This window comes from Nonomuraea recticatena (assembly GCF_039533245.1).
Classification (GTDB): domain Bacteria; phylum Actinomycetota; class Actinomycetes; order Streptosporangiales; family Streptosporangiaceae; genus Nonomuraea; species Nonomuraea roseola.
This window is the reverse complement of record NZ_BAAATE010000008.1, coordinates 90,623-115,663: the sequence shown is the minus strand read 5'-3', so window position 1 is coordinate 115,663 and position 25,041 is coordinate 90,623. Positions and strand designations below refer to the sequence as shown.

Genomic DNA, 25,041 nt, shown 5'->3' with positions numbered 1-25,041 from the left:
CCCGAACGGCGTTTCCTGTCCAGAATTCGCGAATCCCTTGAGTCGACCATACTGAGTATGCATACTGAGTATTCATGTCGATCAGACAGAGCCTGTTGACCTTGCTCAGTAAGGGGACCAGGTACGGCTACCAGCTGCGCGCGGAGTTCGAGTCGTCCACAGGGGCGACCTGGCCGCTGAACATCGGCCAGGTCTACACGACGCTCTCCCGCATGGAGCGCGACGGCCTGGTCTCCTCGGGCGAGCAGGACGAGCAGGGCAGGGTCGGCTACACGATCACCGAGGCCGGTCGGGCGGAGGTGGAGCGATGGTTCAGCACCCCCGTCGCCCAGTCCGACCGGCCGAGGGACGAGCTGGTCATCAAGTTGGCGATGGCCGTCGCGGCGAAGGACGTCGACGTCGGCGCGGTCATCCAGCGGCAGAGGACCGCGACGATGCGCGCCCTGCAGGAGCTGACCAGGGCCAAGCGCACCGGCACCGACGGCGCCGCGCAGCGCCTCGTGCTGGATTCCATGATCTTTCAGGCGGAGGCCGAGCAGCGATGGCTCGACCACTGCGAGGCAGTGCTCAAGGAGGCAGGGGAATGACGAGTGTGGTGACACTCACGGACGTGGCGCGGGTCCACGGCGAGGGTGAGGCGGCGGTCCACGCTCTGCGGGGGATCAGCCTCGACGTGCGGGCAGGTGAGCTCGTGGCCGTGATGGGTCCTTCGGGCTCGGGCAAGTCCACGCTGCTCAACCTCGCAGGCGGCCTCGACAGGCCCACGAGCGGCGAGGTCACCGTGGAGGGCGTGCCCCTCTCGACGGTCAAGGATCTGGCCGCGCTGCGGCGAAGGAGCATCGGCTACGTCTTCCAGGACCTCAACCTGATCCCCTCGCTGACCGGGGCGGAGAACGTCATGCTGCCCCGCGAGCTGGACGGCGTGCGGACGCGCGAGGCCAGGGCCGAGGCGCTGGCCGTCCTGGAGGAGATGGGGCTCGCGGCGGTCGCCGACAGGTTCCCCGACGAGCTCTCGGGAGGGCAGCGCCAGCGGGTGGCGATCGCCAGGTCGCTGCTGGGCGAGCGGAGGCTGATCCTGGCCGACGAGCCGACGGGCGCGCTGGACACCCCGACGGGCGACGAGATCCTCGAACTGCTCAGAAGCCGCTGCGAGGCGGGCGCCGCGGTGCTGCTCGTCACCCACGAGTCGCGCTACGCGGGATGGGCGGACAGGGTGGTGTTCCTGCGCGACGGGCAGATCGTCGACTCGACCGCGCCGGTGGTGAGCGCCCGATGAGAGCGCTGCTGCGGATCTCCCGCCGCGACGCCCTGAGGGCCAAGGGACGCACCGCGCTGATCATGATGATGATCGGCCTGCCGGTGCTGGTGATCACGGGCGTCCTCACCTTCTGGGAGACGGCCGACGTGACGTTCGGGGAAGGTCTCGTCAGGAAGCTGGGCGCGGCCGATCTGAGGATCAAGACCAGCAATTACGCCCAGGTGGACGAGCAGCACGACGACCATGGTGTGCCAAGCGGCAAGGGACGCGCCAATGACGGAGTCCCCACCACCACAGCCGAGGCGGCCGCGCGGCTCCAGCCCGGCTCCAGGCTGATCGGCTTCGACGAGGGCAGCGTCGACGTCAGGACCGAGCGCGGCTACGACCACGTCAGCGCCATCGAGATCGACCTGCGAGATCCTCTGACCAAGGGCATGCGGCCGCTGATCGAGGGCCGCTATCCCGCCGCCGCCGACGAGGTCGCCGTGACGCCCAGGATGGGCCGAGGCCCCGGCGACACGATCGAGGTCACCCGCGCCGACCGCAGGGTGACGGTGGTCGGCGTGGTGGAGTTCCCGTTCGACTCGGCGTACAAAGAGGTCGTCGGCTTCAGAGGCGTCCTTCTGAAGGACAAGCGTGATGGCCGCGGCACCGGCTGGCTGGCCGACACCCCCGCACCCGCGACGTGGGAGGACACCCGCAGCCTCAACCAGGTGGGACTGGTCGGCCTCTCAGCTGCCAGTCTCGCCCGCGAGCCCGCGACCTCAATGAGCACCACCACCGTGGTGGGCATCGGTGTCGCGGTGTTCATGGTGGGGATGGAGACGGTCCTGCTGGCGGGGCCCGCGTTCGCGATCGGGCTGCGGCGGCGCGCGACGGAGCTGGCGGTGATCGCCGCGCAGGGGGGATCGAAGGCGCACCTGCGGATGATCGTGCTGGCTGACGGGCTCGTGATGGGTGGGGCCGCGGCGCTGGTGGCCGCCGTCGCGGGAGTCTCTGGCGGGTTGTTGCTGGTCCCGGTGCTGTCGGACTCAATGGGACCGCTCGAGGTTCCGTGGTGGCCGGTGGCCGGCGTGATGGCGCTCGGGCTGGTCAGCGGGGTGGCGGCGGCCATGGCGCCTGCCGTGCTGGCCGGACGCCAGGATCCCGCCGCCGTGCTGGCCGGACGCTCGGGTGCGGCCCGCGGCGGGCCTGGACGGCCCGTGCTGGGACTGGTGCTGGTGGTGGCGGGCGTGGTCGCCACGCTGCTTGCCTCCAGAACTCAGGAGGTATGGATCTTCGCCGCCGCTGTGCTCGGGCTGCTGGGGCTGGTGGCGCTGGTGCCCCTACTGGTCGCGCTCACGGGGCGGCTCGCCGTACGGCTGCCGCTGGCGCCGCGGCTGGGCGTCCGCGACGCCGTTCGCCACCGGATGCGTACGGCCTCGGCCGTCGCGGCCGTGATGGCGGCGACGGCCGGAGCGGTCGCGGCCGGCATCGGGGTCAACAGCCAGTACGTCGAGGCCCGCGAGTCTTTCCGCTCCCTGACGCCGATCGGCACGCTGTCGATCGGCGCGCGCGAAGTGGGCGACGCGGAATGGGCGCGGATCCGCCAGGCAGCCCAGGAGCGGTTGCCCGGCGTCCAGCCGGTCGAGGGGTTCGTGCCGGTGAACTCCAGAGGCAGAATGATTCCCTTGTTCCCCGACGTCACGCTCGAGTGCACCTCCTGCGGTCCGACGACCTACCACCTCAGCGAGGTGCTCGTCGGAGACCAGCGGCTGCTCTCGCTGATACAGGGCGGGAACGACCCCAGGGCGGCCGCGGCGCTCGCCGAGGGCAAGGCAGTCGTCTTCAACCCCTCGATGGTGCGGCACGGCAGGCTCTCCCTCCGCGCCGGCTTCGAAGGATCCTCCTCTGACGCCGGAAAGTTCGAGGTGCCGGCCGTCGTGGCGAAGGCGGCCGACCCTCAGGTGATCGGCATCCTGCTCTCACCCGCCGCGATGAAGGCCAAGGGGTTCAAGCTGAAGGAACGCCTGATCTTCGCGCGGCACTGGCCGCAGGACGTGGAGCTGTTCCGAAAGGATCTCCAGGCGGCCAGCGCCCAGGTGAGCGTCCAGTTGGAGGACGGCTTCCAGACGGACATCGCAAGCGTCCTGCTCGTGCTGATGGGTGGGGCGCTGATTCTGGTGCTCGGCGGTACGTTCGTCGCCACCGCCCTGGCCGCCGCCGACCTGCGGCCCGACCTGGCGACGATCTCGGCGGTGGGCGCGCCGTCCAGGACGGGGCGGCTGATCCTCGCAGGGCAGGCCGGCTACATCGCGGGGCTCGGCGCGCTGGTCGGCGCGATCGCGGGCGCGGTCCCCGGTGTCGCGCTCGCCTGGGCCATGACGTCGAGGACCGGCTACTACGCCACGTTGAATCCGGTGGGTCTGGCCGACCGGATCGAGACGACGACGGTGGCGGTGCCGTGGGAGCTGGTGGGCGCGATCGTGGTCGGACTGCCGCTGCTGGCCGCCCTGGTGGCGGGAGCGTTCGCGCGGACGCGAGCGCTCCCTCTCACCCGTCGCCTTACTTGACCAGGCGCATCTTGGACTGCTTGTGCGGCAGCCGCTCCCAGTCGTCCATGAACATCGCCTTGAACCCGTGCCGCTCGGCCATCTCGGCGAGCGTCTCGGTGCGGTAGTAGAAGTCTTCGCGCAGGACCTGGTGCTCCCTGCCCTGGGTCCTGTCGAAGGTGAAGTCGAACCAGCCTCCGGGCTTCATGACGCGGCCCACGTGCGCGAAGCACTCCTCGATCACTCGTGGGGGCGAGTGGGAGAAGACGCTGTGCGCGTGCACGACGTCGAAGTACTCGTCGGGCAGGAAGTCGAAGCGCAGGTCGTGGACGGGGGTCAGGTGCGGGAGCTTGTCGCGCAGGTCGAAGTCGGCCAGCGTCTGCTGGGCGGCGAAGAGGATGTCGGGGGAGATGTCGATCCCGTAGTAGTGGCCGCTGTGGAGGTAGTCGATGAACAGCCGCCCCGCCCGCAGGTTGCCACAGCCGATCTCGAGCATCCGGTGCTCGGGGAGCAGGCCGTGGTTCACGAGGTAGTCGAACTGGGTCTTGCCGAGCTTGAGCCACCGCTCCCTGCTCTTGGAGCCGACCGCACGGTCGGGGTTGCGCTCGGTGTCGGAGCGCATCACCGCCCGGTAGTAGTCCACGTGGTCGCGGGTCTGGAGCCTGAACCACAGGTCTCTGGTGAGCCGCCGGGCGTGGGGGATGACTCTGTCAGGGTGCCGCAGGGCGTATCTCGCCTGATGCAGAAGGCTGTTGCGGGTCATGCAGAACATGTTCCGCCGTCAATCGGTAACGGAACGTCATGAGCACGGCAAGAAAAATAATGAATGCGGGCACGGCGGTTTGACCGAGCAGCACGGCGGTGATCGCCGAGTCGGGCTGCACCACCGGCCTTCCCGGATCAGACGACACGAACCCGCCCATCGAGAGCACGGCGCCGAAGGTCAGCGCGCCGAACGAGCTGACCGCGCTCTCGATGGCGGTCCACAACCCGGTGAACACTCCGGCGCGCCGCTTGCCCGTCGAGGCCGCGTCGAGGGCGATCACGTCGGCGAGCATCGAGAACTGCAGGAGCTGCACGCCGGCGAAGCCGACTCCCACCACGAACAGCATGAGGTGCGCGTAGAGGGCGCCGAGGAGAGGTGTCGCCGTCGCCGCGGCCGTGCCGCCGCCGAACAGCAGCCCCGCGAGGAGCATCGCGCCGCGCTTCTCGTAGCGCTTGGACAGCCTCACCCACAGCGGCATCGTCAGCAGGATCGGGCCGATCAGCGCGGCGAAGAGCGTGCTCGTGGCCTTGGGGTCACCCAGGACGTACGAGGCGAAGTACGGCGCCGCCGCCAGCATGACGCCGACCGCGAGGAACTGGGTGCAGCCCAGCGCCAGCAGCCACATGTACGGCGGGTTCGAGCGCACCACGGCGAACTGCGACCACAGCGTGCCGCCGTCAGGGTCGGGGGCGCCGGTCATGGGGGCGCGGGCCGTACCGAAGAAGGCTCCCAGCATGGAGGCCAGCATCACGACCGCGATCGTCACGCCCATCAGCCGGTAGCTGGACAGCGTGCCGCCCTCGCCCTGGCTGTTGACGATCGCGGGGGCGACGACGCCGCTGATCACGGTCGCGGCGCCGATGAAGACCATGCGCCACTGCAGCAGCGCGGTCCGCTCGTGGTAGTCGCCGGTCATCTCGGCGGGCATCGCCTTGTAGGGCACCTCGAACAGCGCGTAGGCGGTGGCGGCGAGCAGGAAGACGACGCCCACGTAGATCGCGGCGGGTGTCCCTGTGAGGGGTGGGCCCGCGAACAGGGCGGCGAAGGCGAGCGGCAGCGTGCAGGCCCCGGCCAGCATCCACGGCCTGCGCGGGCCCATGCGGGAGACCGTACGGTCCGACCACCGGCCCACCAGCGGGTTGACGACCAGGTCCCAGATCTTGGGCGCGGCCACCACCACCCCTGCCAACCACGCGGGCACGGCCAGGAAGTTGGTCATGTAGTACAGCAGCAGCAGTCCTGGCACGGCGCCGAACGTCGCCGTGCAGAACGAGCCGACACCGTAACCGAGGCGCACGCCCCTGGGGACGATCATGGGCCCATTGAATCGGAGCGTGCTCCGTCCGGACAGGCCCAGATCTCAGTCGGTGACGTCCGCGCACACCACGTGCGCGCCGAGCTCCACCATCCTGCGCTCGCTGCGCGCGTCGGCCACCCTCGCCATGAGGATCGGCGCCTCGCTGGCCGCCAGCTGCGGCAGCCTGGCCCTGACCCCTCGGTGCAGGTCGCGGACCACGTCCTCGGCCGCCGACATGTGCACCTTGACGTGCAGCATGATCCCTGGAGCCCCCGAGGCCGTGCGCGCCTCGGAGATCCACACGTGATGGACCAGCGGATAGTCGACGAGCAGGAGCGCGATCGCCCCGCGCAGCGCGGGCAGGATCGGATGGGTGCAGCGGCGGTAGCCGGGATCCACCTGCTGCATGGGGCCCGACAGATGGGGACGGGGCGCGGGGATCCACGACTGCGGCGCGGCAGGCACGGAGCGCACGGGTGGCGGCGCCGGCGGCGCGCCGTGCATCACCGCCGCTCCCTGCGAGACCGCGGCCATGGCGCCCGTCGCGTACGCCGTGGGCATCGCCCCTGACAGCACGGGCTGGGGTCCAGTCCGTGTGGATGCCAGGAAGCGCTGGAGATCCTCGATCGGAACGGCTGCCGCGGCAGGTCCTGCGGCGTCGATCACGATCTCCCGCACGCCCGTGACGCGCTGGATGTCGAGGATGGTGTCGGCGTCGCAGGCCGACAGCGAGTGGCCACCCCGGTGGCGCGCGTAGGTCTGGGGGCCTGTGTAACCGAGCAGCACGCGGTCGCCGACCTGGGTGGTGCCCAGGACGACCGAGCGGTCAGAGCGCACGGCCACCAGGATTCCCCCATCGGCGAGTGCGGCCAGCAGCAGGTGCGGACTGCCATGCTGGGCGAGCACGTCGGCGAGAGCGGGGTTCCCGATGCTCATAGGGTGAACGATAGGTAGTAGCCCACGGCTTATCAGGCTAATAGCGAATAAATCTCCCGATCAAGACAAAGTTGGCTCGGGTTGGGATGACTCGCTCGGCTGCTGGGTAACACGCCCAGATCCTGAGACCCTCGTGAATGCGTTCACAAGGCCGGATAGACTCTGAGGGATCCGAGGGGCCCGCTGCCGTGTCCCTCAGCCCGTCGCATGACCCCTTAAGGATCCACCTGTGAACAAGCCCGTCGTTCTGGTCGCAGAGGAGCTGTCGGAAGCAGGTCTCGCCGTGCTTGGTGCGGACTTCGAGGTCCGCCACACCGACGGTGCCGACCGCTCCCAGCTCCTGCCCGCGCTCGCCGACGTGGACGCGCTCATCGTCCGCTCCGCCACCCAGGTGGACGCCGAGGCCATCGCCGCCGCCCCGAAGCTGCGCGTCGTCGCGCGCGCGGGCGTCGGCCTGGACAACGTCGACGTCGAGGCGGCCACCAAGGCCGGTGTCATGGTCGTCAACGCGCCGACCTCCAACATCACCAGCGCCGCCGAGCAGACCGTCGCGCTCATCCTGGCCAGCGCCCGCAACACCGCCCAGGCGCACGCCGCGCTCAAGAACGGTGAGTGGAAGCGCTCCAAGTACACCGGCGTCGAGCTGGACGAGAAGATCGTCGCCATCCTCGGCCTCGGCAAGATCGGCCAGCTGGTCGCGCAGCGCCTGCAGCCGTTCGGCGTCGAGCTGATCGCCTACGACCCCTACCTGCCGCCGGCGCGCGCCGCGGCCATGGGCGTCAGGCTGGTCAGCCTCGAGGAGGCCCTCAAGACCGCCGACTTCATCACCGTGCACCTGCCCAAGTCGAAGGAGACCCTCGGTCTCATCGGCGACAAGGAGCTGCACGAGGTCAAGCCGTCGGTGCGGATCGTCAACGTGGCGCGCGGCGGCATCGTGGACGAGGGCGCCCTCTACTCCGCGATCAAGGAGGGTCGTGTCGCGGGCGCGGGTCTCGACGTCTTCGCCAAGGAGCCCTGCACCGACAGCCCGCTGTTCGAGCTGGACCAGGTCGTCGTCACCCCGCACCTCGGCGCCTCCACCCACGAGGCGCAGGAGAAGGCCGGCACCCAGGTCGCGCGCAGCGTCAAGCTCGCGCTCGCCGGTGAGTTCGTGCCCGACGCGGTGAACGTCCAGGGCGGCGCCGTGGCCGAGGAGGTCAAGCCCGGCCTGCCGCTCGCCGAGAAGCTGGGCCGCGTCTTCACCGCGCTGGCCGGTGAGACCGCCACCAAGCTCGACGTCGAGGTCCGCGGCGAGATCGCCAGCCAGGACGTGCGGGTGCTGGAGCTGGCCGCGCTCAAGGGCGTCTTCACCGACGTCATCGAGGACGCGGTCACCTATGTCAACGCCCCCCTCCTGGCCAAGGAGCGCGGCCTGACGGTCGAGCTGATCACCAGCTCGGAGAGCCCCGACTGGAGGAACGTCGTCAGCGTCCGCGGCGTGCTGGCCGACGGCCGTACCGTCTCGGTGTCGGGAACGCTCTCGGGCCCGCGTCAGGTCACCAAGATCGTCGAGGTCAACGGCTACGAGATGGAGATCGAGCCGACCGACCACCTGGCCTTCCTCACCTACACCGACCGTCCCGGCATCGTCGGCGTCGTCGGCAGGCTGCTGGGCGAGCACGGCATCAACATCGCCTCGATGCAGGTGGCGCGCGACGTCAAGGGCGGCAAGGCGCTCATCGCCCTGACCGTCGACTCGGCGATCCCCGCCGACGTGGTCGACCAGATCGTGGCAGAGATCGGCGCGGACAGCGGCCGCTCGGTCGACCTGACCGACTGACCCCGTCTCGCATGGAACGCCCTCCCGCGCACCGCGGGAGGGCGTTCGCGCGTTCGGGGGCGACTGTCACCGATGTCTCATATCGTGAGATATTCGGACGTCCTACGAGACAGTCTGGACCGTGCCAGGTACTTTTGAAGTAATGCGCTGGGTACTCGTACTTATTACCTGCCGCGACGGGGCCTGTTAGGGCAGGTCGACGACCCGTCGCGGTGAGCGGCGTTGTGTCGGCCTTAAGTCCCCTTCGTCCGGTCCGTGACCCGGACCGCACGAGCTCAGGCCCGGTCGGATTCGCGACCGGAGTCCGACGTCCGATTCATACGCGTCCGCGAAATGAGATGAGTCACGTGTACGACATGTACCCATGGAACCGTGCGGAAGAGCATGAGGAAGAGGCGGCGGAGGCCGTCCAGACCGCGCTGGACCGCAGGGACAACGGCGGTTCCCCCTCCCCTCGCTGAGCCGGGCCGTTCCGGTGGAGGTCCCCCTGCTCCACCGGGGCGACCCCACCGCTGACACTCTCCGCGAAAGCGCAGTCGTCCCCCCGCGCCTGCCGTGGTGGCGGGAGCGCGAGGGGACGGCCTCGTACGGGCGTGCCGCCGCCTACAGGGTGGCGGTCAGCATCGCGGGGGCGGGTTCCTGCTTGGCCTTGGCCTGCTTCATCGCGAGCGCCACACCCTTGGGGTCTGGACGCACCGCGCCGACGAACGCCTGCCGTCGCCAGGCGCTGAGCTTCTCCTCCTTCACCACGTCACCCGAGCGGGGTGCGTGCACCATGTGTCCCGGCCTGGAGATCATGCCCACATGGCCGAGGCCGCTGAAGAAGACCAGGTCGCCGGGCTTGAGGTTGTCCCACGAGATCTTCCTCGAGAAGGCCCGGTACTGGTCGGCGGCCACCCTGGGCAGTTCGATGCCCGCCTTCTCGTAGGCCTTGAGCATCAGGCCCGAGCAGTCGTAGCCGCCGGAGCCCGTGCCGCCCCAGACGTACGGCGTGCCGCGCTTGGCCAGCGCGAACTTGAGGGCGACCCGCCAGGCGGGGGTGGATTGTTCGCTGATTCGCGCCTTCTTGACGTCGGCGCCGGTGATGCTGCTCGCCGAGCCCTTGCCGGTGGCGGAGCTCGAGGGGGTGTCGGAGCCGGTGGTGTCCGCGACGGCGGGGGATGCCGTCACGAGGGCTCCTGCGGCGAGAAGACCGCAGAGGACCGCGGTCGTGGTGATGCGAGACAGGGGACTGTCCTTCCACGTGGCCGACCGGGTTAGCTGACGGGCTCGGGCGTGGAAGCCGCCCTACGGTGTGGGGACACCGATTCGCCCCAGGGGGAAATGGGTCCCCGGCTCCGTGCACTCCGCAACGGATTAGGCAGCACGGACTCTAACGAAAGGGTCAAAGCACCGCAAACAGGACAAAACTGGACGTCCGACAAGTGAGATGAGTGTTCGTCCATCGAGACGAGCCGGTAAGGTACCGCCCATGGAGTCGCGCAACATTCGTCTGGCCGTCATCCCCGGCGACGGGATCGGCACCGAGGTCGTCACCGAAGGGCTCAAGGTCCTCGAGGCGGTCGGCGTCAAGATCGAGTCCACGCACTACGATCTGGGCGCCACCCGCTACCACGCCACCGGGGAGACCCTGAGCGACGAGGTCCTGCAGGAGCTGCGCGGCTACGACGCCATCCTGCTCGGCGCCATCGGCGACCCCAGCGTGCCGCCGGGCATCCTCGAGCGTGAACTCCTGCTCCGCCTGCGTTTCGAGCTCGACCACTACGTCAACCTGCGCCCGGTCAAGCTCTTCCCCGGCGTGGAGACCCCGCTGGCCGACACCCTCCCTGGCGACATCGACATGGTCGTCGTCCGCGAGGGCACCGAGAGCCTCTACGCGGGAGCCGGTGGCGTCCTGCGCCGCGGCACTCCCCACGAGATCGCCACCCAGGAGTCGCTCAACACCGCCTTCGGCGTCGAGCGCGTGGTCCGCTACGCCTTCGCCAGGGCCGCCGAGCGGCCGCGCAAGAAGCTCACGCTGGTCCACAAGACCAACGTGCTCACCTACGCGGGCGACCTGTGGCAGCGCACGGTCAACAGGATCGCGCCCGAGTTCCCCGAGGTCACCACCGACTACCAGCACATCGACGCGGCCTCGATGTTCTTCGTCAACCAGCCCGAGCGCTTCGACGTGATCGTCACCGACAACCTCTTCGGCGACATCATCACCGACATCGGCGCCGCCATCGCCGGTGGCATCGGCCTGGCCGCCAGCGGCAACATCAACCCCGACCGCACCGCGCCCAGCATGTTCGAGCCGGTCCACGGCAGCGCCCCCGACATCGCGGGCCAGGGCAAGGCCGACCCGACGGCCACCATCCTGTCGGTCGCCATGATGCTCGACCACCTCGGCCTGACCGAGGAGGCGGCCCGCGTCGAGCAGGCCGTCGCCGACGACATCGTGGAGCGCCTGGCCGGATGGGCCGGCCGCACCACGCACGAGATCGGTGACGACATCACCGCACGAGTATCCGGCGGCGCCTGACCGCCGTGTGCACCCCCAGCCCGGCGGCCTCGCAGCCGCCGGTGCTTCATTGACGCCTGGCGGCCAGCGAGAACCGCCAGGCGTTTGCTGTAGGTTCCCGTTACCCGGTCCAGCGCAAAATGGACTCAGGGCAAATCTCGCGAAAAGAGAAGGATTTCCGTCATGACCACCGCTCAGAAGCTCAGCTTCGATGTGCAGCTCTCCGACCACGCTCGCACTGCGGCAGAGCGTGAGCAGGTACTGGCGAGTCCGGGGTTCGGGCAGGTCTTCACCGACCACATGATCTCGATCGACTACACCGAGGGCGAGGGCTGGCACGACGCGCGGCTCCAGCCGTACGGGCCGTTGGTCCTCGACCCCGCGACCTCCGTCTTCCACTACGCCCAGGAGCTGTTCGAGGGCCTGAAGGCGTACCGCCAGGCCAACGGTTCGATCGTGACCTTCAGGCCGTACGCGAACGCGGCCCGCTTCAACGCCTCCTGCCTGCGCATGGCCATGCCCGAACTGCCCGAGGACACCTTCGTCGAGTCCCTCGAACTCCTCACCCAGACCGACCGCGACTGGGTGCCCACGAGCGAGGGACACAGCCTCTACCTGCGGCCCTTCATCATCGCGACGCAGGTCGGGCTGGGCGTCAACTACCCGTCCAAGACCTACAAGTACATGGTCATCGCCTCGCCCGCCGCCTCCTACTTCGCCGGAGGCGTCAAGCCGGTGTCGGTGTGGCTGTCCACCGACTACACCCGTGCGGCGCCCGGCGGCACCGGCGCCGCCAAGTGCGGAGGCAACTACGCCGCGGCCTTCGTCGCCCAGCGCGAGGCCGTCGCCCAGGGTTGTGACCAGGTGGTGTGGCTCGACTCCCACGAGCACCGCTACGTCGAGGAGATGGGCGGGATGAACCTGTTCTTCGTCTTCGGCAACAAGCTGGTCACCCCCGCCCTGACCGGCACCCTGCTGCCGGGCATCACCCGCGACTCCATCCTCTCCATGGCCGCCGACCTGGGTCTGGAGGCCGAGGGGGGGCGCATCTCGATCGAGGAGTGGCAGGCGGGGTGCGAGTCGGGCACGCTCACCGAGGTCTTCGCCTGCGGCACGGCCGCGGTCGTGACGCCCGTGGGGTCGGTGAAGGGCGCCGACCGCGCCTGGACCATCGGCGACGGCACCCCGGGCCCGGTGACCCTCAAGATCCGCGAGGAGCTGCTCGGCATCCAGTACGGCACCCGCCCCGACACCCACCACTGGATCCACAAGATCTCCTGATCCGCCCCGCTGACTCGCCTTCCCCACCACGCCGCCGACCCCCTGGTCGGCGGCGCCTCGGCGATGAGGGCGCTTCCCACGGCGACAGATCCAAGCCGCCGGGGTTCTGCCTGGACCCGCCGCGCCGGTCAGCGGCTCTCGTAGAACGGGATCTCGAAGGAGGGGTGGTCGGAGGCCGCCAGGATGGTCGCGGCGTCGTCGACGGGCGGGTGGATCACCTCCATGATCCACCGCTTGACCTCCTTGCCGTCCACGCCTGAGGCCATCACCGCGCGCTCCCAGCCCCTGGTGAAGACCGCGCCTGCCTCGCCCAGGTCGAGGCAGGTCACGTAGGGGCCTGCCTCGAACTCCCTGAGCTCGAGGCCGAGCACGTCGGCCGCCGCGTTGTGGCCCGCGACCATGCCGAGCGGGATCGCGTGCTGGCAGCTCGGCATCACGAAGTGGCCGTCGTCGTAGCGGGCGGCCGCGGTGTCGCCCGCGGCGAACTCGGCGCGGCCGGCGCGCAGATGCCGGTCCACCAGCAGCCTGCCGAGCCGGTCGCGCTCGGAGGGGAGCTGCGCGGTCAGCGGGCTGGCCTGGATGCCCGCCGTCCAGACGACGGCGTCGGCCTCCACCCGCGAGCCGTCCGACAGGATGGCGTGGTCGGGGCCCACGGAGGTCACGCTGGTCCCCAGCCGCCGCTCGACGGCCAGCTTGTCGAGCGCCGCCTCGATCGTGGGGCGCGGTCCGGGGCCCAGCTCGACGCCGACCACGTCACTTCTGTCCACCAGCACGACCCGGCCGCGTCCCGCCAGCTCGGTGGCGACCTCCAGTCCGGTGAAGCCCGCGCCGACCACCACCGCGGTGAAACCGTCCCGTCCGCGGAGGTGGCCGGCGAGCCTGCGCGCGCCCTCGAGAGTGTCGACGTCGAACAGGTGCTGCGCGCCAGGAAGGTCGGGGCGCACGAGGGCGCTGCCCGCCGCCAGCACCAGCCGGTCGTAGGCGATCACCTCGCCGCCGGCCGTCACGGTGCCGCGCCCGGTGTCGATGGCGGTCACCGTCGCCCGCAGGTGCCCGACGCCGATGGGTTCGAGTACCCGGCTGAGCTCCACCGTGGCCAGGTCGGGCTCCGCCTCGTACATCCGGGGTCGCAGCACCAGCTGGTCGCTCGGCGAGATGAGGGTGATGCGGACGTCGGCGGCCTCGCCGCGCACCCGTGCGGCGCCCGCGGCGCTCCACACGCCCGCGAAACCGCCGCCTACGATCACGATGTGAGCCATCTTGGTCTCCTCTGCAGTGTGCTCCGGCAGGGAGACAAGACAGCTCGCTCAGATGTGACCGATCTTCTCGGGATTGGCCACGCGCCTGATCGCGACGATCCTGCCGTCCACGAGTTCGACCGTGTCGACCCACAGCAGCGCGCCGTCGCGGTGGGCGGCGAGCGCGGGCTCTCCGTTCAGCTCGATCAGCTCGATGCTGTCGGGCCGCGCCTGCAGCACCACCCGGATGGCCAGCATCGCGACGCGCTCGCCACCGTGGACGGGCATGCGGGCCGCGGTCACCCTGCCGCCGCCGTCGGCGACGTAGACGGCCTCGGGGTGGAGCAGCTCGACCAGCCTGGCCAGGTCGCCGGCCTGCGCCGCCGCCTTGAACGCCTGGAGCGCCTCGGCCGTCTCGGCCTTGGACGGCGGCTGCCGCCCTCTGGCCTTGGCGATGCGGCCCCTGGCCCTGGAGGCCAGCTTCCTGCTGGCGGCCGAGGTGGTGCCCAGCACCTCGGCGATCTCGTCGAACGGCAGCGCGAACACGTCGTGCAACACCAGCGCCACGCGCTCGGGCGGGGAGAGCTCCTCCATGACCAGGAGCATCGCGAAGCTCACCGACTCGTCCACCAGCACGGGGGCGGCCGCGTCCGGCCCGGTCAGCAGCGGCTCCGGCAGCCATGGCCCGACGTAGCTCTCCCTTCGGGCCCTCGCCGAGTTGAGCAGGTTGTAGGAGGTGCGCGCGGAGACCGTCACGAGCCAGGCCCGCAGGTCGACCACGTCGTCCAGATCGGCCTGCGCGGCGCGCAGCCACACGTCCTGGACGACGTCCTCCGCGTCGGCCACGCTCCCGAGCAGCCGGTAGGCCGCGCCGAAGACCGCCGGCCGATGCTGCTCCCACTCGGTCTGCGAGACGGACATGGCCTCCTTTCTACAAGCCGGACCTGTTCGCCTCCCACTCGGCCCTGGTCAGCGCGTACTCGACCAGGCCCTCCTCGGACCGCACGATGCCCTCGGGCCAGTCGTCGAAGTACGTGCGCACGTGCGTCAGCCCGGCCTTCTCCATCACCCGTCGCGAGCCCGTGTTGACGGCCAGGGTGCCGGCCGTCACCCGCTCCACGCCCTGCTCGGTGAAGCCTCTGTCGATCAGGGCGCGGGAGCCCTCGGTGCCGTAGCCCTTGCCCCACGCCGCCTTCCGCAGCCGGTAGCCCAGCTCGAGCTCACCGGGAGGGGCGTCCTTGCCCGGCCTGAAGTGGAACCAGCCGATGAACTCACCCGTGGACTTCTCCTCGGCTGCCCAGAACCCGAACCCGTCAGGACGCTCGTAGTAGGACAGCAACCTGGGCAGCGTGACGTCCCTGATCAGTTCGCGGGCGACGGGCCTGCCGCCGTTGAGATGGCGCATGACCTCGGGGTCGTTGTCCAGCTCGACCAGATGGTCGAGGTCGTCCTCGGTGAAGCGGCGCAACACCAGCCGCTCGGTCTCCAGAATGATGTGCACGCCCCATTCTCCCGGCCACGCTCGCGCCGCCGGAAGGGGCGGGGGGTCAGGCCTCGACGAGCTTGCCCGTGTCGATGGAGAGCTTCCACGGCTCAGGCAGGTCGAGCGCGGTGCCGAGCTCTACCTGGGTCCTGTGCTGGTAGCCCTTCTCGGCGGGCAGGCTGAAGAGGATCGCGATGCTCTGCGCGGGGTCGATCAGCAGGTACAGCGGGACACCCGCCCTGGCGTACTCGCGGGGCTTGACGGCGTGGTCGTCGTGGACGCTGGAGGGCGAGACGACCTCGACGACGAGGTTGGTGTCCTCGCCGTAGACCTCGTCATCTCCCCACATGCGTGGGTGAGGCGGCACGATGGTCAGGTCGGGAATGTAGCGATCAGCTTGAGCGCCGAGAAAGAGCTTGATGTTGGTGCCGATCTCCCAGTCACGGTCGGTGACAATGCTGATGATGAGCTTGAGCAGTCGGGAAATGATCTTGTTGTGATCCCAGGTAGGCACGTCGTTCACCACGATCCGGCCGTCGATGAACTCGACGCGGTGGCTGGGAAACAGCTCGCAGGCGCGCTTGTAGCTTTCCTGCATTGTCGGCATCTCTGTGATCGGTCGCTCCAGAACCTTGGCCATGTCACTATCATCCCCTCCGGATGGTCGAGCGCAACGTGTTCAGCGCGCGACACATCGTAACCATCTCGTGGAGATGATTTCGCTACTTCTTTCGAATCATCGTCAGGCCGTCCGCGATCGGCAGCATCACGGAGGTGACTCTCGGGTCGTTCATCACCAGGTCGTTGAACTCCCTCATCCTCCTGGTCATCTCGTCCTCGTACGAGGGGTCGGCGACGTAGCCGTCCCACAGCGTGTTGTCCACCAGCACCAGCCCGCCGGGGCGCAGCCGCTCCATCACCAGCTCGTAGTAGGCCGGGTAGTTGATCTTGTCGGCGTCGATGAAGGCGAGGTCGATCTGCTCCTCCAGGGCGCGCAGCGACTCCGTGGCGGGGCCGAGCGTGAGAGTGATCCTCGAGGCGACCCCCGCCTTCTCCCAGTACCGCTGGGCGATCGAGGTCCATTCCTCGCTCACGTCGAAGCAGCGCAGCCGCCCTCCGGCGAGTCCCCTGGCGATGCACAGCGAGGAGTATCCGGTGAACGTCCCGACCTCGACGGCCAGCGTGGGCTTGACGAGCTGTGTGATCATGGTGAGGAAGCGGCCCTGGTCGGGGGAGATCTGCATCCCCGCGTCAGGCCCTGTGGCCGCGCGCGTCTCGGCGGCGAGCTCGTCGAGCAGCTCGTCGGGGCGGGTCGAGTGGGCCAGGATGTACTGCCCGACGGCGGGCGAGAGGTAAGAGGCCTTCATGGGGCACATTCTCCCCACCCGATAAGGTGACACGCGGTTGAAAGCGGATCTTATGGGCGGAGCCATACGTGGAGTTGACGGTGGAGAGGCGTGGACGGTCCAAGATGGTCGGCGCCTTCGTGGCACTTGCCGTACTCGCCGGCTTGCTGATCATCGCGGGGCTCCCGAAGGGGAGCGCGGCGCAGGACGTCAAGCTCGTCCGGCGAGCCGACGGCTCGATGCTGCTGGGCAGGCCCGGTGCCGACGCGCCCGTGCTCGACCTGTTCGAGGACTTCGACTGCCCCTTCTGCAAGGAGCTGCACGAGACCTCGGGCCGGCGTCTGGAGCAGATGGTCGGTGAGGGCAAGCTCACCGTCGTCTTCCACACCGTGACGATCTTCACCGACGAGCCCAGCCGTTCCAACTCCATCAGGGCCGCCGCGGCAGCGCGCTGCGTGCCCTCGGCCAACTGGCTCGCCTTCCGCGACAAGCTGTACGGCATGCAGCCCGCCCCGCACGGCCAGGCCACCGGCTATACGGTCGAGGAGCTGGTGGCCGCGGGCAGGAGCGCGGGCGTCACCGACGCGGGCTTCGAGCAGTGCGTGACCTCGCAGCGCCACGCGGGCAAGCACCTCGAGGACAACGCGAAGATCCGGATCGACGGCACCCCCACGCTCCTCCTCGACGGCCGGCCGATCAGGGACCTGTCGGCGATCGAACAGCAGGGCACCTCGGTGTGACGTCCCGAAATATGAGATCGATGTGCCAGATGGTGAATGCGTATGGCAGACTCGCAGGCATCATGTGTTCTGCTCTGCTCATTATCGGCAGGCGCGCTGGCTGACAAGGGACATAGCCAGCGCGCAGACCTCTCACGTCCGTGAGGGGTCTTTTGCTTTTCTGCACAGACTTTTCCTCAGGAGATCTCGATGGCCGACGATCGATTCCACGTCTACGACACCACGCTGCGAGACGGCGCACAGCAGGAGGGCCTGAACCTCAGCGTCGCCGACAAGCTCGCTGTCGCGCGGCACCTGGACGGGCTGGGCGTCGGATTCATCGAGGGGGGCTGGCCGGGCGCCAACCCCAAGGACACAGAGTTCTTCAGGCGCGCTCAAACAGAGCTCGACCTGAAGCACGCGCAGCTCGCCGCGTTCGGCGCGACCCGCCGAGCCGGTGTGAAGGCAGCCGACGACCCGTTGGTGGCCGCTCTGCGCGAATCCGGCGCGCCGGTCGTGACCCTTGTCGCCAAGAGCCACGACCGGCACGTGGAGCTGGCCCTCCGCACGACTCTCCAGGAGAACCTCGCGATGATCCGCGATACGGTCTCTCACCTTCGTGCGGGGGGACAGCGAGTCTTCCTCGACGCCGAGCACTTCTTCGACGGTTACAAGTCCAACCCAGCCTACGCGCTGGAGGTGCTGCTGACCGCGGCCGAAGCGGGCGCGGACGTCATCGCCCTGTGCGACACCAACGGCGGCATGCTCCCCGACGAGCTGGCCGAGGTCGTCCACGCGGCCGTGCAGACCAGCGCGCGCGTCGGCATCCACTGCCACGACGACACCGGCTGCGCCGTCGCCAACACGCTCGCCGCGGTCAAGGCGGGCGCCACGCACGTCCAGGGCTGCGCCAACGGTTACGGCGAGCGCTCGGGCAACGCCAACCTCTTCACGGTGGTGGCCAACCTCCAGCTGAAGCGCGGCTTCGACCTGGTGCCTCCGCAGGCGCTGGCCGACATGACCCGCATCGCGCACGCGATCACCGAGGTCACCAACGTCACCCCCAACTCCCACGCCCCCTACGTGGGCACCTCCGCCTTCGCCCACAAGGCGGGCCTGCACGCCAGCGCCATCAAGGTGGACCCGAACCTCTACCAGCACATCGACCCCGCCATGGTCGGCAACGACATGCGCATGCTGGTCTCGGACATGGCAGGTCGCGCCTCGGTCGAGCTCAAGGGCCGCGAGCTCGGCTACGAGCTGACCCCCGAGTCCACCAAGACCCTGGTCGGCAGGGTGAAGGACCTGGAGTCCAAGGGCTACACCTTCGAGGCCGCCGACGCCTCCTTCGAGCTGCTGCTGCGCGACACCGTCCACGGGGAGCGCAAGCGCCACTTCGAGGTTGAGTCGTGGCGGGTGATCGTGGAGCGCACCAAGGGCGGCGAGGTGGTCAGCGAGGCCACGGTCAAGGTCCACGCCAAGGACGAGCGCATCGTCGCCACGGGCGAGGGCAACGGCCCCGTCAACGCGCTCGACAGGGCGGTCAGGCTGGCGCTGGAGAAGCTCTATCCCGAGCTGGCCAAGCTCGAGCTCGTCGACTACAAGGTGCGCATCCTGGAGGGCTCGCACGGCACGGGCGCCATCACCCGCGTGCTGATCACCTCGAGCGACGAGAGCGGCGAGTGGGCCACCGTGGGCGTCGACGAGAACATCATCGAGGCCAGCTGGCAGGCCCTTGAGCAGGCCGTCACCTACGGCCTGCTGCGCTCGGGCAGAGAGGTCTGAGGCTGCGGCGGGGCGGCCCACCCGGCCGCCCCGTCAGGTACGAGCCGGTCTAGAAGATCGACGCCTTGAAGCCGACGGCGCCGTCGGCGGTCTGCACGGTGACCTTGCCCCCCGCGCACGACACCTTCGGCTGGTCGGTGCCGGGCACGATCACCGTCAGCAGCGACGCGGAGGCCGGAGACACGACCGTCGTCGCCGGGTTCTTGGCCATGTACGAGGGCGACACCCATCCGAGCCTGCCGCCGCGCTCCACCTTCTGGCCGCCCACCGGCTTGCAGCCGGACAGCTGCACCAGGCTGACCTTGAACTTCCCGTCGGCCAGCACGACCTTGCCGCCGGAGTTGGAGACGAGCTTGAGCGAGGGGTCAAAGCGCCAGATGTTCCTGACCTTCCTGCCGCCGCCCGCGCCGTCCAGGACGGCCATCACGTCCTCGTCGTGGTTGACCAGCACCGACCTGGTACGGCTCACGCCGTACGCCTTGTCGGTGAGCCGGTAGCGCTGGCGGCCCGAGTCGTAGGCGGTCCTGGACAACTTGGTCGCGGTCCTCGGCCTGAAGCGGGCGCCCACGACGGTCGGCACGTTGTGCGCCTCGGGCGACATGGTCCAGTACCGGTAGCGCGTGGGCTCGTAGGAGTGGAAACCGGCGTCGACCAGGACGTCCCTGCCCTGGGCGTAGTAGGTGAGGCCGAGGTGGTCCTCGTGGCCGTGGTACTTCGTGCCGGGGCCGAACCTGATGGAGTAGAAGGCCGACTCGGGCTTGGCCCAGTCGGTCCTGCCGTACACGTAGCCGGCCTTGAAGACCTTCACCCTCTCCGAGGGGTTCTGGAAGCCCGAGGGCTCGTGGTCGGCGCCGCCGTCGCCGATCGGCACCATGAACCCGGCGGGGTTGGTGGAGTGCATGATGAAGCCGCCCAGCTTCGACCAGCGCGCGGAGATGTCGCCTGGCACCTTGCGGCCGCAGTCCTTGAGGTTGGTCATGGCGACCTTCAGCCGGTCGTGGACGTAGATCGCGTAGCGGGGGGCCTGCTCCATCAGCGCGCCCTGCGAGTCGATGTCGAGCTTCACGGTCTTGGTGAGGCGCCTGATCGCGTGGTCCTGCCAGCGCCTGTCGTTCAGGCGGCAGCCGATGCCGAGCAGCGCGATGTCCTGGTCGATGCCGTGGTTGTGGCCCCACTCGTAGAGGCGGTCATCGCCGAGGACCCTGGCGTGCTCGGACAGGCTGTCCTTGAGCCACTTGGCGTCGACGTGCCTGCTCAGGCAGACCAGCGCGGGAGCGCGCAGCGCGATGGGGTGCTCGGCCCAGGCGTACGGGCTGGCGGGCCGGCCGCGCGGGTTGTCCTTCACCCAGTCCTGGGCGATCTCCGTGGCCCTGGCGAGGTAGCGCTCCTCGCCGTTGTTCTCGTACTCGGCCACCAGGCGGCCCATCCACCGCAGCGAGTGGAACACCATGCCCCACGAGCGGTTCTTGTACGGGTTGGTGCGCCAGTCGACGTCCTGGCCGACCTTGACGGGCGGCAGGTCGAGGAAGGCGACCTCGCCCTTCATCACCTCGGCCGCCGTCGGCGTGGCGGGCAGCCAGTCGCCCTGGCACTCCGCGGTGCGTTTCACAGTGGCGCCCGCGGTGTCGGCCGGCCCTCCGAGGGCGAGCAGGAGAGCGAGGGGGAGAGCGAGGCGACGCACGCCAGATCCTTCCGGGCCGAACCGAGGGGGCGGAACATGCTGTCCGGAATAAGATCACCTGGTCAAGCTGGTATGAGACATCGTTATCGTGACGGCATGAACCTCGTGATCCCGGACACATCGGCGTGCCGAGCGTCGCTCGAAGTGGCGACCGCCTATCACTCGCCCGCGCTGCTCAACCACTCCGTGCGCTCATATCTGTGGGCCGCCTACTACGCGCGCAGAAGGGGCATCCACTTCGACGCCGAGCTGCTCTACGTGGCGGCGATGCTGCACGATCTCGGCCTGGCCGAGGCCTTCGACAACCACAGCCTGCCGTTCGAGGAGGCGGGCGGGCACGTGGCGTGGGTCTTCGGCGCGGGCGCGGGCTGGCCGGTGGAGCGCAGGCGGCGCGCGGCCGAGGTGATCGTCCGCCACATGTGGGACGAGGTCGACGTGCGCGACGACCCCGAGGGCCACCTGCTGGAGCTGTCGACGGGCATGGACGTCTCTGGACGCGGCACCGACGCGATCCCCGGCGACGTGCGCGAGGAGGTGCTGGGCCGCTACCCGCGTCTCGGCCTCGCCGAGGAGTTCGTGGCCTGCTTCGAGAGCCAGGCCGCGCGCAAGCCGGACAGCCTGGCGGCGAGCTTCGTGCGGAGCGGGTTCGCCGCGAGAGTGGCGGCGAACCCGCTCGACCACTAGCCCTTGGGCCCCGTGCTCTGGACGACCTCGAAGGACCACAGCTGCGCGCCCGAGGCGGCGGGGCCCTGGCCGTGACCGTGTCCCTGCCCGTGGCCCTCTCCCTGCCCGTGGCCGTGCCCGGGCCGCTCTCCTGCGGCCTGGGCGTGGCCGGCCTGGAAGGCCCTGCTGGACTGCCAGGCCTGGAAGTCCTCCTCGCTGCGCCAGCGGGTGTAGACGAGGTAGGTGTCAGTGCCCTCGACGGGGCGCAGCAACTCGAACCACTCGAAGCCGTCGGACGACTCCACCATCCCCGCCCTGCCGGAGAAACGCCGCTCCAGCTCCTCGCGCATCTCGGCGGGCACGGTCAACGCGTTGATCTTCACCACGGACATGTCAGGCTCCCTTCACCCTCCTGCCAGCCTTCCACACACCCGTCACGTGATCGGGATCGGACATGGCCGTGATGTCGTCGAGCGGGTCGGCGTCGAGCGTGATCACGTCGGCGTCGTACCCCTCGGCCAGCACCCCGCTGCGCGGCGCCTGGGCACCGAGCGTGAGAGGGCCGTGCGCGGTGGCCGCCCTGATCGCCTTAGAGGAGGCAGCGGGCGGCGCGCAGCTCGGGGGAGACGGTGAGGACGCGGGCGGGGTCGAGGTCGGGGGCGCCGAACAGGTGGGTGTGACAGTCCCACAGACCAGGCATGACGACGGGCGCGGAGGTGCGCGTCGCGCCCGTCGTGTCGGGGGCGTTCCGGGCGGGGCCCGCGTAGCGAATGAGGCCGTTCTCGATGACGACGGCCGCCTGCCGTACGGGCTGGCCGTCGCCCGGAATGAGTAGATCGGCCGTGATGAGCTCCATGCGGCCGATGATGCCAATCTTTTGCCCACTGTTGGCACCCGGCTTGGTACTTCGCTCGTCTGCGGAGCCGATTGCGGGGTAGGGTCCGCAACGCAGCCCTGCTGAAGTAGCGGGGCTCATCAGAAGGAGAAGCAGTTGTCTGAAGGCACCGTGAAGTGGTTCAACGCCGAGAAGGGCTTCGGGTTCATCGCGCCCGACGACGGCAGCGCGGACGTGTTCGTGCACTACTCGGCCATCACCACCAACGGCTACCGCTCGCTCGAGGAGAACCAGCGGGTCTCGTTCGAGACCACCCGTGGGCCGAAGGGTCTGCAGGCTGAGCAGGTTGTTCCGCTGTAACCAACGATGAAGCGGGGCCCCTTCGCCGGGGCCCCGCTTCTTCATCTCACCACTCGTTTGGGCGGAGCCGCCGGTTCCAGGCTGACCCTGACGATCGTCGGCAGCCGGTCGGCCCCGAGCGCCAGCCTCATGTGCGGCACGGTCACCGTGCTCAGCTCCTCCCGCAGCGCGCTCATCGGCATCCGCTCGTCGGCCGCCAGGCGCAGCCGTACCTTGGGGTGGTCGTGGTCGCCCGCCAGCGCCGCGGTCGCCGACGTCACCGACGGCACGGCGGTCAGCTCGGCCGCGGCCGCCTTCGCCACGGCCGCCGAGGTGACGGTCGTCTGGCCCTCGGCTCCGTCTTCCACCCTGACCTCGCCCATGGTCTCGTGGCGGCTCTGCGCGACCAGCCACCGCAGGCCGGCCAGCGCGAGGCCCACCGCCAGCACGGCCAGCGCCCACCAGAGCCATGGGGAGAATCGGGTGAAGAACTCCCGGACAGGCCCGTTGACCAGCGGTTCGTCGGCGGGCGCCCAGTTCTGCGGGAAGGCGCGCAGCCCCCTGGCCAGCGCCAACCCGCCGCACACGAGGCAGACCAGGCCGAGGACGGCCAGCCCGATGCGGTTGGCGCGGCCGGTGCTCATCGCCGCTCCTTCATCGTGACGGACACCCTGTAGTGGTTGATGGGGCCGAGCGCGCCGAGCCGTGCGAGGACGGCGTGCCGTACGGCCTCCGTCAGCCTGGCGTCGTTCCACCCTGACGCGTAGGCGGTCACGGCGACCCTGCCGCCGCCCACGCCGGCCTTGGCCGAGTGGACCCCCGGCACGTCCTCGGCCGCGCGGGCCAGCGCCGCGGCGAAGCCCTTCGGCTGCAGCCCGATGATCAGGTCGGGATCGCCCGTGCGCACCGGCACCAGATGAGGACGGCCCGCCTTCATGGCCAGCGCCAGCAGCCCGAGCCCGACCAGGACGAGGACGCTCGCCGCAGCCAGGACCTGCGGGCTGCTCCACGGGGTCGCCGAGGCCCACGACAGCGCAGGAGCCTTGGGCAGCCAGCCGACCGGCCTGTTGACGAGCGTCGAGATGATCTCGACGGCGGCCACGAAGCCGATCCCGATCAACACCAGCGCCGCCACGGAGGCGGCGACCATCCTGCGCGGTTTGAAGGCACGGAGCGCGGCCTTGTCGGCCGCCGGATCGACCGGCGCGACGGGAGCGGTCTCCGGCGCGGTCTGCTGCTGCGGCGTCGTCTGCGGCTCCGGCTTGGCCTCCAGCGTCATGACCTCACCTCCAGGCTCGTCACGCGCACGTCGACCTGGGCGACCTCGAGGCCGGTCAACTCCAGCACCCTGCGCGCCACGTGGTTTCTGATCTCGGAGGCGATCGTGCGGACCGGCGCCGGATAGTCCAGCGCCACGTCCACGCGGATCGTCGTCAGGTCGCCGTCCACCCTGGCGGCGGGTGAGCGGCGGTGCAGCACCTCGCGCACCTGCTCCACCTCGTTGGCCGCCTGCAGCGCGATGCTGGAGACAACCCTGTCCTCGATACGCGTGCGTCCCCGCTGCTCGGCGGGGATCCGCTGGGCGGGGATGAGCACGCCGTGGGCGGGAACCGTCATCGTCGCCTCGCTGTGAGGTGCGACAGGTCGATCTCGCCGCCCTCCGCGATGCGCCCGACCAGCAGGCCCAGCGCGCCGAGCACGAGGACCAGCAGGAACGCCCCCAGCCCGCCGAAGGCGCCGGCCAGGCCCAGGATGATGCCGACCGCCATGCCGATGATCGGCAGCACGGGGATGGTGTTCATGAGTCCTCCAGATCTTGGATCGCCACGTTCACGCGGCGGCCTTCCGTCAGCGGGACGACGACGCTGCGCACCTGGTCGGCGGTTTCGAGGAGGGAGCGGCCGGCCCGGGCGACGATGGCGATCTCCACCTCGTCGTCGCGAACGGCCACTCCCTTCAGCCGCCTGCCCGGCAGGTACGTCGCCACGGTCCCGAACGGGCCGCCCGAGAGATCCGCCACACCCGGGCAGCTCCGTACCCGTTCCGCTATGGCATGGGCCAGCCCGTCATCTGTCATTGGACTCGTGGCCCCCTCTCCCTTTCGGTGGACTCCTCCTCGTTCTTGGGCGACTCGGGCAGGTGCACGTCGTTGACGCTGACGTTCACCTCGGTCACCTCCAGGCCGGTCATCCGCTCGATCGCCGAGATCACGTTCCTGCGGACCGCGCCGGCCAGGTCGGGGATCGCCGCGCCGTACTCCACTGTGAGGTCGAGGTCGACGGCTGTCTGCCGCTCGCCCACCTCCACCGACACACCCTGGCTCACGCTCTTCTCGCCGCCGACCATGCCACGCATGGCGCCCAGGGCCCGCGCGGTGCCACCGCCCATGCTGTACACGCCGGAGACCTCCCGCGCGGCCAGTCCTGCGATCTTCGCCACGACGCCGTCGGCGATGGTCGTCCTGCCCTGCTCGGTGATGAGCGAGCTGCCGCCCTGCGTCCGTGCTCTCGGTACGGCCGGCGTCGCCGTGCCGCTGTCTCTGGCCATCGTGTCAGCCACGA

29 protein-coding genes and 1 riboswitch are annotated in these 25,041 nt (G+C 69.6%); of the genes, 10 read left to right on the top strand and 19 right to left on the bottom strand.

The annotated features are described in order from the left end of the window. The first annotated feature begins 74 nt into the window (after window positions 1-74). The 3 genes from ABFX50_RS17985 to ABFX50_RS17975 are packed head-to-tail and all read left to right on the top strand — an operon-like array spanning window position 75 to window position 3,810. Window positions 75-587: a PadR family transcriptional regulator gene (locus ABFX50_RS17985; RefSeq protein ID WP_183656265.1), complete on the top strand. Its 513-nt coding sequence runs from the start codon at window positions 75-77 to the stop codon at window positions 585-587. After that, complete coding sequence (locus ABFX50_RS17980; RefSeq protein WP_346147754.1) at window positions 584-1,276, top strand: ABC transporter ATP-binding protein; 693 nt, start codon at window positions 584-586, stop codon at window positions 1,274-1,276. Before ABFX50_RS17985 ends, ABFX50_RS17980 begins: the two co-directional genes overlap by 4 nt. After that, window positions 1,273-3,810 carry an FtsX-like permease family protein gene (locus ABFX50_RS17975; protein ID WP_346147752.1) on the top strand — a complete coding sequence of 846 codons (2,538 nt, stop codon included), beginning with the start codon at window positions 1,273-1,275 and terminating at the stop codon, window positions 3,808-3,810. Before ABFX50_RS17980 ends, ABFX50_RS17975 begins: the two co-directional genes overlap by 4 nt. Here ABFX50_RS17975 and ABFX50_RS17970 read toward each other — a convergent pair. Genes ABFX50_RS17970 through ABFX50_RS17960 form a run of 3 tightly spaced genes read right to left on the bottom strand, consistent with a single transcriptional unit; the run spans window position 3,803 to window position 6,788 of the window. Then, complete coding sequence (locus ABFX50_RS17970; protein ID WP_183656274.1) at window positions 3,803-4,552, bottom strand: class I SAM-dependent methyltransferase; 750 nt, start codon at window positions 4,550-4,552, stop codon at window positions 3,803-3,805. The two genes, ABFX50_RS17975 and ABFX50_RS17970, sit on opposite strands and share 8 nt — an antisense overlap. Continuing rightward, entirely contained in the window at window positions 4,500-5,870 is a 1,371-nt protein-coding gene (locus ABFX50_RS17965; protein ID WP_346147749.1) for an MFS transporter, read from the bottom strand. Before ABFX50_RS17965 ends, ABFX50_RS17970 begins: the two co-directional genes overlap by 53 nt. 45 nt (window positions 5,871-5,915) lie before the next feature. After that, window positions 5,916-6,788: a hypothetical protein gene (locus ABFX50_RS17960; protein ID WP_183656277.1), complete on the bottom strand. Its 873-nt coding sequence runs from the start codon at window positions 6,786-6,788 to the stop codon at window positions 5,916-5,918. Between the two features lie 229 nt (window positions 6,789-7,017). On the opposite strand from ABFX50_RS17960, the gene serA reads away from it, so the two are divergent. Then, window positions 7,018-8,607, top strand: coding sequence for a phosphoglycerate dehydrogenase (gene serA, locus ABFX50_RS17955; RefSeq protein ID WP_183656280.1), 1,590 nt, complete (start codon window positions 7,018-7,020; stop codon window positions 8,605-8,607). Window positions 8,608-9,210: 603 nt separating this feature from the next. On the opposite strand, the gene ABFX50_RS17950 is transcribed toward serA, so the two are convergent. After that, complete coding sequence (locus ABFX50_RS17950) at window positions 9,211-9,777, bottom strand: C40 family peptidase (RefSeq protein ID WP_346147746.1); 567 nt, start codon at window positions 9,775-9,777, stop codon at window positions 9,211-9,213. 60 nt (window positions 9,778-9,837) lie between these two features. Beyond that, window positions 9,838-9,980: riboswitch (cyclic di-AMP (ydaO/yuaA leader) on the bottom strand. Window positions 9,981-10,078: 98 nt separating this feature from the next. Between ABFX50_RS17950 and ABFX50_RS17945 the strand changes: the two genes are divergently transcribed. Both ABFX50_RS17945 and ABFX50_RS17940 read left to right on the top strand, forming a co-directional pair. Continuing rightward, a complete protein-coding gene (locus tag ABFX50_RS17945; RefSeq protein ID WP_346147744.1) occupies window positions 10,079-11,131 on the top strand; it encodes a 3-isopropylmalate dehydrogenase in 1,053 nt (350 codons plus the stop codon). A gap of 162 nt (window positions 11,132-11,293) precedes the next feature. Then, window positions 11,294-12,391: a branched-chain amino acid aminotransferase gene (locus ABFX50_RS17940; RefSeq protein ID WP_346147742.1), complete on the top strand. Its 1,098-nt coding sequence runs from the start codon at window positions 11,294-11,296 to the stop codon at window positions 12,389-12,391. 128 nt (window positions 12,392-12,519) lie between these two features. Here the strand turns inward: ABFX50_RS17940 and ABFX50_RS17935 are convergent, their stop codons facing one another. From ABFX50_RS17935 to ABFX50_RS17915, 5 genes are all read right to left on the bottom strand, one after another. Then, a complete protein-coding gene (locus ABFX50_RS17935) occupies window positions 12,520-13,650 on the bottom strand; it encodes an NAD(P)/FAD-dependent oxidoreductase (protein ID WP_346147740.1) in 1,131 nt (376 codons plus the stop codon). Window positions 13,651-13,698: 48 nt separating this feature from the next. Beyond that, complete coding sequence (sigJ, locus tag ABFX50_RS17930; RefSeq protein WP_346147738.1) at window positions 13,699-14,550, bottom strand: RNA polymerase sigma factor SigJ; 852 nt, start codon at window positions 14,548-14,550, stop codon at window positions 13,699-13,701. A 10-nt stretch (window positions 14,551-14,560) separates the two neighbouring features. Next, entirely contained in the window at window positions 14,561-15,130 is a 570-nt protein-coding gene (locus tag ABFX50_RS17925) for a GNAT family N-acetyltransferase (protein WP_346147736.1), read from the bottom strand. Window positions 15,131-15,176: 46 nt separating this feature from the next. Further along, window positions 15,177-15,710: a Uma2 family endonuclease gene (locus ABFX50_RS17920; protein WP_346147734.1), complete on the bottom strand. Its 534-nt coding sequence runs from the start codon at window positions 15,708-15,710 to the stop codon at window positions 15,177-15,179. Window positions 15,711-15,834: 124 nt separating this feature from the next. Next, window positions 15,835-16,479, bottom strand: a complete 645-nt coding sequence (locus tag ABFX50_RS17915; protein ID WP_183656295.1) for an O-methyltransferase — start codon at window positions 16,477-16,479, stop codon at window positions 15,835-15,837. An 80-nt stretch (window positions 16,480-16,559) separates the two neighbouring features. Here ABFX50_RS17915 and ABFX50_RS17910 point away from each other — a divergent pair, with 80 nt between their 5' ends. Both ABFX50_RS17910 and cimA read left to right on the top strand, forming a co-directional pair. Then, window positions 16,560-17,198 carry a DsbA family protein gene (locus ABFX50_RS17910; protein WP_346147731.1) on the top strand — a complete coding sequence of 213 codons (639 nt, stop codon included), beginning with the start codon at window positions 16,560-16,562 and terminating at the stop codon, window positions 17,196-17,198. 189 nt (window positions 17,199-17,387) lie between these two features. After that, complete coding sequence (cimA, locus tag ABFX50_RS17905; RefSeq protein ID WP_183656301.1) at window positions 17,388-18,962, top strand: citramalate synthase; 1,575 nt, start codon at window positions 17,388-17,390, stop codon at window positions 18,960-18,962. A gap of 49 nt (window positions 18,963-19,011) precedes the next feature. Here the strand turns inward: cimA and ABFX50_RS17900 are convergent, their stop codons facing one another. Continuing rightward, complete coding sequence (locus ABFX50_RS17900) at window positions 19,012-20,643, bottom strand: heparinase II/III family protein (RefSeq protein ID WP_346147728.1); 1,632 nt, start codon at window positions 20,641-20,643, stop codon at window positions 19,012-19,014. Between the two features lie 96 nt (window positions 20,644-20,739). Here ABFX50_RS17900 and ABFX50_RS17895 point away from each other — a divergent pair, with 96 nt between their 5' ends. Then, window positions 20,740-21,327: an HD domain-containing protein gene (locus ABFX50_RS17895; protein WP_183656311.1), complete on the top strand. Its 588-nt coding sequence runs from the start codon at window positions 20,740-20,742 to the stop codon at window positions 21,325-21,327. Here the strand turns inward: ABFX50_RS17895 and ABFX50_RS17890 are convergent. Genes ABFX50_RS17890 through ABFX50_RS17880 form a run of 3 tightly spaced genes read right to left on the bottom strand, consistent with a single transcriptional unit; the run spans window position 21,324 to window position 22,162 of the window. Then, window positions 21,324-21,698 (bottom strand): antibiotic biosynthesis monooxygenase family protein, encoded by a 375-nt coding sequence (locus tag ABFX50_RS17890; RefSeq protein WP_346147726.1) that lies wholly within the window; start codon window positions 21,696-21,698, stop codon window positions 21,324-21,326. The two genes, ABFX50_RS17895 and ABFX50_RS17890, sit on opposite strands and share 4 nt — an antisense overlap. Window position 21,699: 1 nt before the next feature. Next, a complete protein-coding gene (locus tag ABFX50_RS17885) occupies window positions 21,700-21,891 on the bottom strand; it encodes an amidohydrolase family protein (protein ID WP_346148072.1) in 192 nt (63 codons plus the stop codon). A 4-nt stretch (window positions 21,892-21,895) separates the two neighbouring features. Beyond that, window positions 21,896-22,162: a hypothetical protein gene (locus tag ABFX50_RS17880; RefSeq protein ID WP_346148088.1), complete on the bottom strand. Its 267-nt coding sequence runs from the start codon at window positions 22,160-22,162 to the stop codon at window positions 21,896-21,898. Between the two features lie 135 nt (window positions 22,163-22,297). Between ABFX50_RS17880 and ABFX50_RS17875 the strand changes: the two genes are divergently transcribed. After that, on the top strand, window positions 22,298-22,501 hold the full coding sequence (locus ABFX50_RS17875) for a cold-shock protein (RefSeq protein ID WP_183656327.1): 204 nt from the start codon (window positions 22,298-22,300) through the stop codon (window positions 22,499-22,501). Window positions 22,502-22,542: 41 nt separating this feature from the next. Here the strand turns inward: ABFX50_RS17875 and ABFX50_RS17870 are convergent, their stop codons facing one another. Genes ABFX50_RS17870 through ABFX50_RS17845 form a run of 6 tightly spaced genes read right to left on the bottom strand, consistent with a single transcriptional unit; the run spans window position 22,543 to window position 25,027 of the window. Next, on the bottom strand, window positions 22,543-23,124 hold the full coding sequence (locus ABFX50_RS17870) for an Asp23/Gls24 family envelope stress response protein (RefSeq protein WP_346147723.1): 582 nt from the start codon (window positions 23,122-23,124) through the stop codon (window positions 22,543-22,545). Then, window positions 23,121-23,759 (bottom strand): DUF6286 domain-containing protein, encoded by a 639-nt coding sequence (locus tag ABFX50_RS17865; protein ID WP_346147721.1) that lies wholly within the window; start codon window positions 23,757-23,759, stop codon window positions 23,121-23,123. Before ABFX50_RS17865 ends, ABFX50_RS17870 begins: the two co-directional genes overlap by 4 nt. Then, entirely contained in the window at window positions 23,756-24,097 is a 342-nt protein-coding gene (locus tag ABFX50_RS17860; protein ID WP_346147719.1) for an Asp23/Gls24 family envelope stress response protein, read from the bottom strand. The genes ABFX50_RS17865 and ABFX50_RS17860 overlap by 4 nt, the downstream gene beginning before the upstream one ends. After that, complete coding sequence (locus tag ABFX50_RS17855; RefSeq protein WP_183660650.1) at window positions 24,094-24,282, bottom strand: hypothetical protein; 189 nt, start codon at window positions 24,280-24,282, stop codon at window positions 24,094-24,096. Before ABFX50_RS17855 ends, ABFX50_RS17860 begins: the two co-directional genes overlap by 4 nt. After that, on the bottom strand, window positions 24,279-24,500 hold the full coding sequence (locus tag ABFX50_RS17850; RefSeq protein ID WP_246452260.1) for a hypothetical protein: 222 nt from the start codon (window positions 24,498-24,500) through the stop codon (window positions 24,279-24,281). The genes ABFX50_RS17855 and ABFX50_RS17850 overlap by 4 nt, the downstream gene beginning before the upstream one ends. 53 nt (window positions 24,501-24,553) lie before the next feature. Further along, entirely contained in the window at window positions 24,554-25,027 is a 474-nt protein-coding gene (locus ABFX50_RS17845; RefSeq protein ID WP_346148071.1) for an Asp23/Gls24 family envelope stress response protein, read from the bottom strand. Window positions 25,028-25,041 lie beyond the last annotated feature (14 nt).

Excerpts from the sequence above, each read along its gene's own strand:
- ABFX50_RS17845 (WP_346148071.1), bottom strand. The coding sequence starts at position 25,027 with ATGGCCAGAGACAGCGGCACGGCGACGCCGGCCGTACCGAGAGCACGG.
- ABFX50_RS17975 (WP_346147752.1), top strand. The coding sequence starts at position 1,273 with ATGAGAGCGCTGCTGCGGATCTCCCGCCGCGACGCCCTGAGGGCCAAG.
- ABFX50_RS17980 (WP_346147754.1), top strand. The coding sequence starts at position 584 with ATGACGAGTGTGGTGACACTCACGGACGTGGCGCGGGTCCACGGCGAG.
- ABFX50_RS17890 (WP_346147726.1), bottom strand. The coding sequence starts at position 21,698 with ATGTCCGTGGTGAAGATCAACGCGTTGACCGTGCCCGCCGAGATGCGC.
- ABFX50_RS17960 (WP_183656277.1), bottom strand. The coding sequence starts at position 6,788 with ATGAGCATCGGGAACCCCGCTCTCGCCGACGTGCTCGCCCAGCATGGC.
- ABFX50_RS17965 (WP_346147749.1), bottom strand. The coding sequence starts at position 5,870 with ATGATCGTCCCCAGGGGCGTGCGCCTCGGTTACGGTGTCGGCTCGTTC.
- ABFX50_RS17985 (WP_183656265.1), top strand. The coding sequence starts at position 75 with ATGTCGATCAGACAGAGCCTGTTGACCTTGCTCAGTAAGGGGACCAGG.
- ABFX50_RS17865 (WP_346147721.1), bottom strand. The coding sequence starts at position 23,759 with ATGACGCTGGAGGCCAAGCCGGAGCCGCAGACGACGCCGCAGCAGCAG.
- ABFX50_RS17855 (WP_183660650.1), bottom strand. The coding sequence starts at position 24,282 with ATGAACACCATCCCCGTGCTGCCGATCATCGGCATGGCGGTCGGCATC.
- cimA (WP_183656301.1), top strand. The coding sequence starts at position 17,388 with ATGGCCGACGATCGATTCCACGTCTACGACACCACGCTGCGAGACGGC.
- ABFX50_RS17860 (WP_346147719.1), bottom strand. The coding sequence starts at position 24,097 with ATGACGGTTCCCGCCCACGGCGTGCTCATCCCCGCCCAGCGGATCCCC.
- ABFX50_RS17940 (WP_346147742.1), top strand. The coding sequence starts at position 11,294 with ATGACCACCGCTCAGAAGCTCAGCTTCGATGTGCAGCTCTCCGACCAC.
- ABFX50_RS17945 (WP_346147744.1), top strand. The coding sequence starts at position 10,079 with ATGGAGTCGCGCAACATTCGTCTGGCCGTCATCCCCGGCGACGGGATC.
- ABFX50_RS17970 (WP_183656274.1), bottom strand. The coding sequence starts at position 4,552 with ATGACCCGCAACAGCCTTCTGCATCAGGCGAGATACGCCCTGCGGCAC.
- ABFX50_RS17880 (WP_346148088.1), bottom strand. The coding sequence starts at position 22,162 with ATGGAGCTCATCACGGCCGATCTACTCATTCCGGGCGACGGCCAGCCC.
- ABFX50_RS17870 (WP_346147723.1), bottom strand. The coding sequence starts at position 23,124 with ATGAGCACCGGCCGCGCCAACCGCATCGGGCTGGCCGTCCTCGGCCTG.
- ABFX50_RS17920 (WP_346147734.1), bottom strand. The coding sequence starts at position 15,710 with ATGCAGGAAAGCTACAAGCGCGCCTGCGAGCTGTTTCCCAGCCACCGC.
- sigJ (WP_346147738.1), bottom strand. The coding sequence starts at position 14,550 with ATGTCCGTCTCGCAGACCGAGTGGGAGCAGCATCGGCCGGCGGTCTTC.
- ABFX50_RS17935 (WP_346147740.1), bottom strand. The coding sequence starts at position 13,650 with ATGGCTCACATCGTGATCGTAGGCGGCGGTTTCGCGGGCGTGTGGAGC.
- ABFX50_RS17895 (WP_183656311.1), top strand. The coding sequence starts at position 20,740 with ATGAACCTCGTGATCCCGGACACATCGGCGTGCCGAGCGTCGCTCGAA.
- ABFX50_RS17915 (WP_183656295.1), bottom strand. The coding sequence starts at position 16,479 with ATGAAGGCCTCTTACCTCTCGCCCGCCGTCGGGCAGTACATCCTGGCC.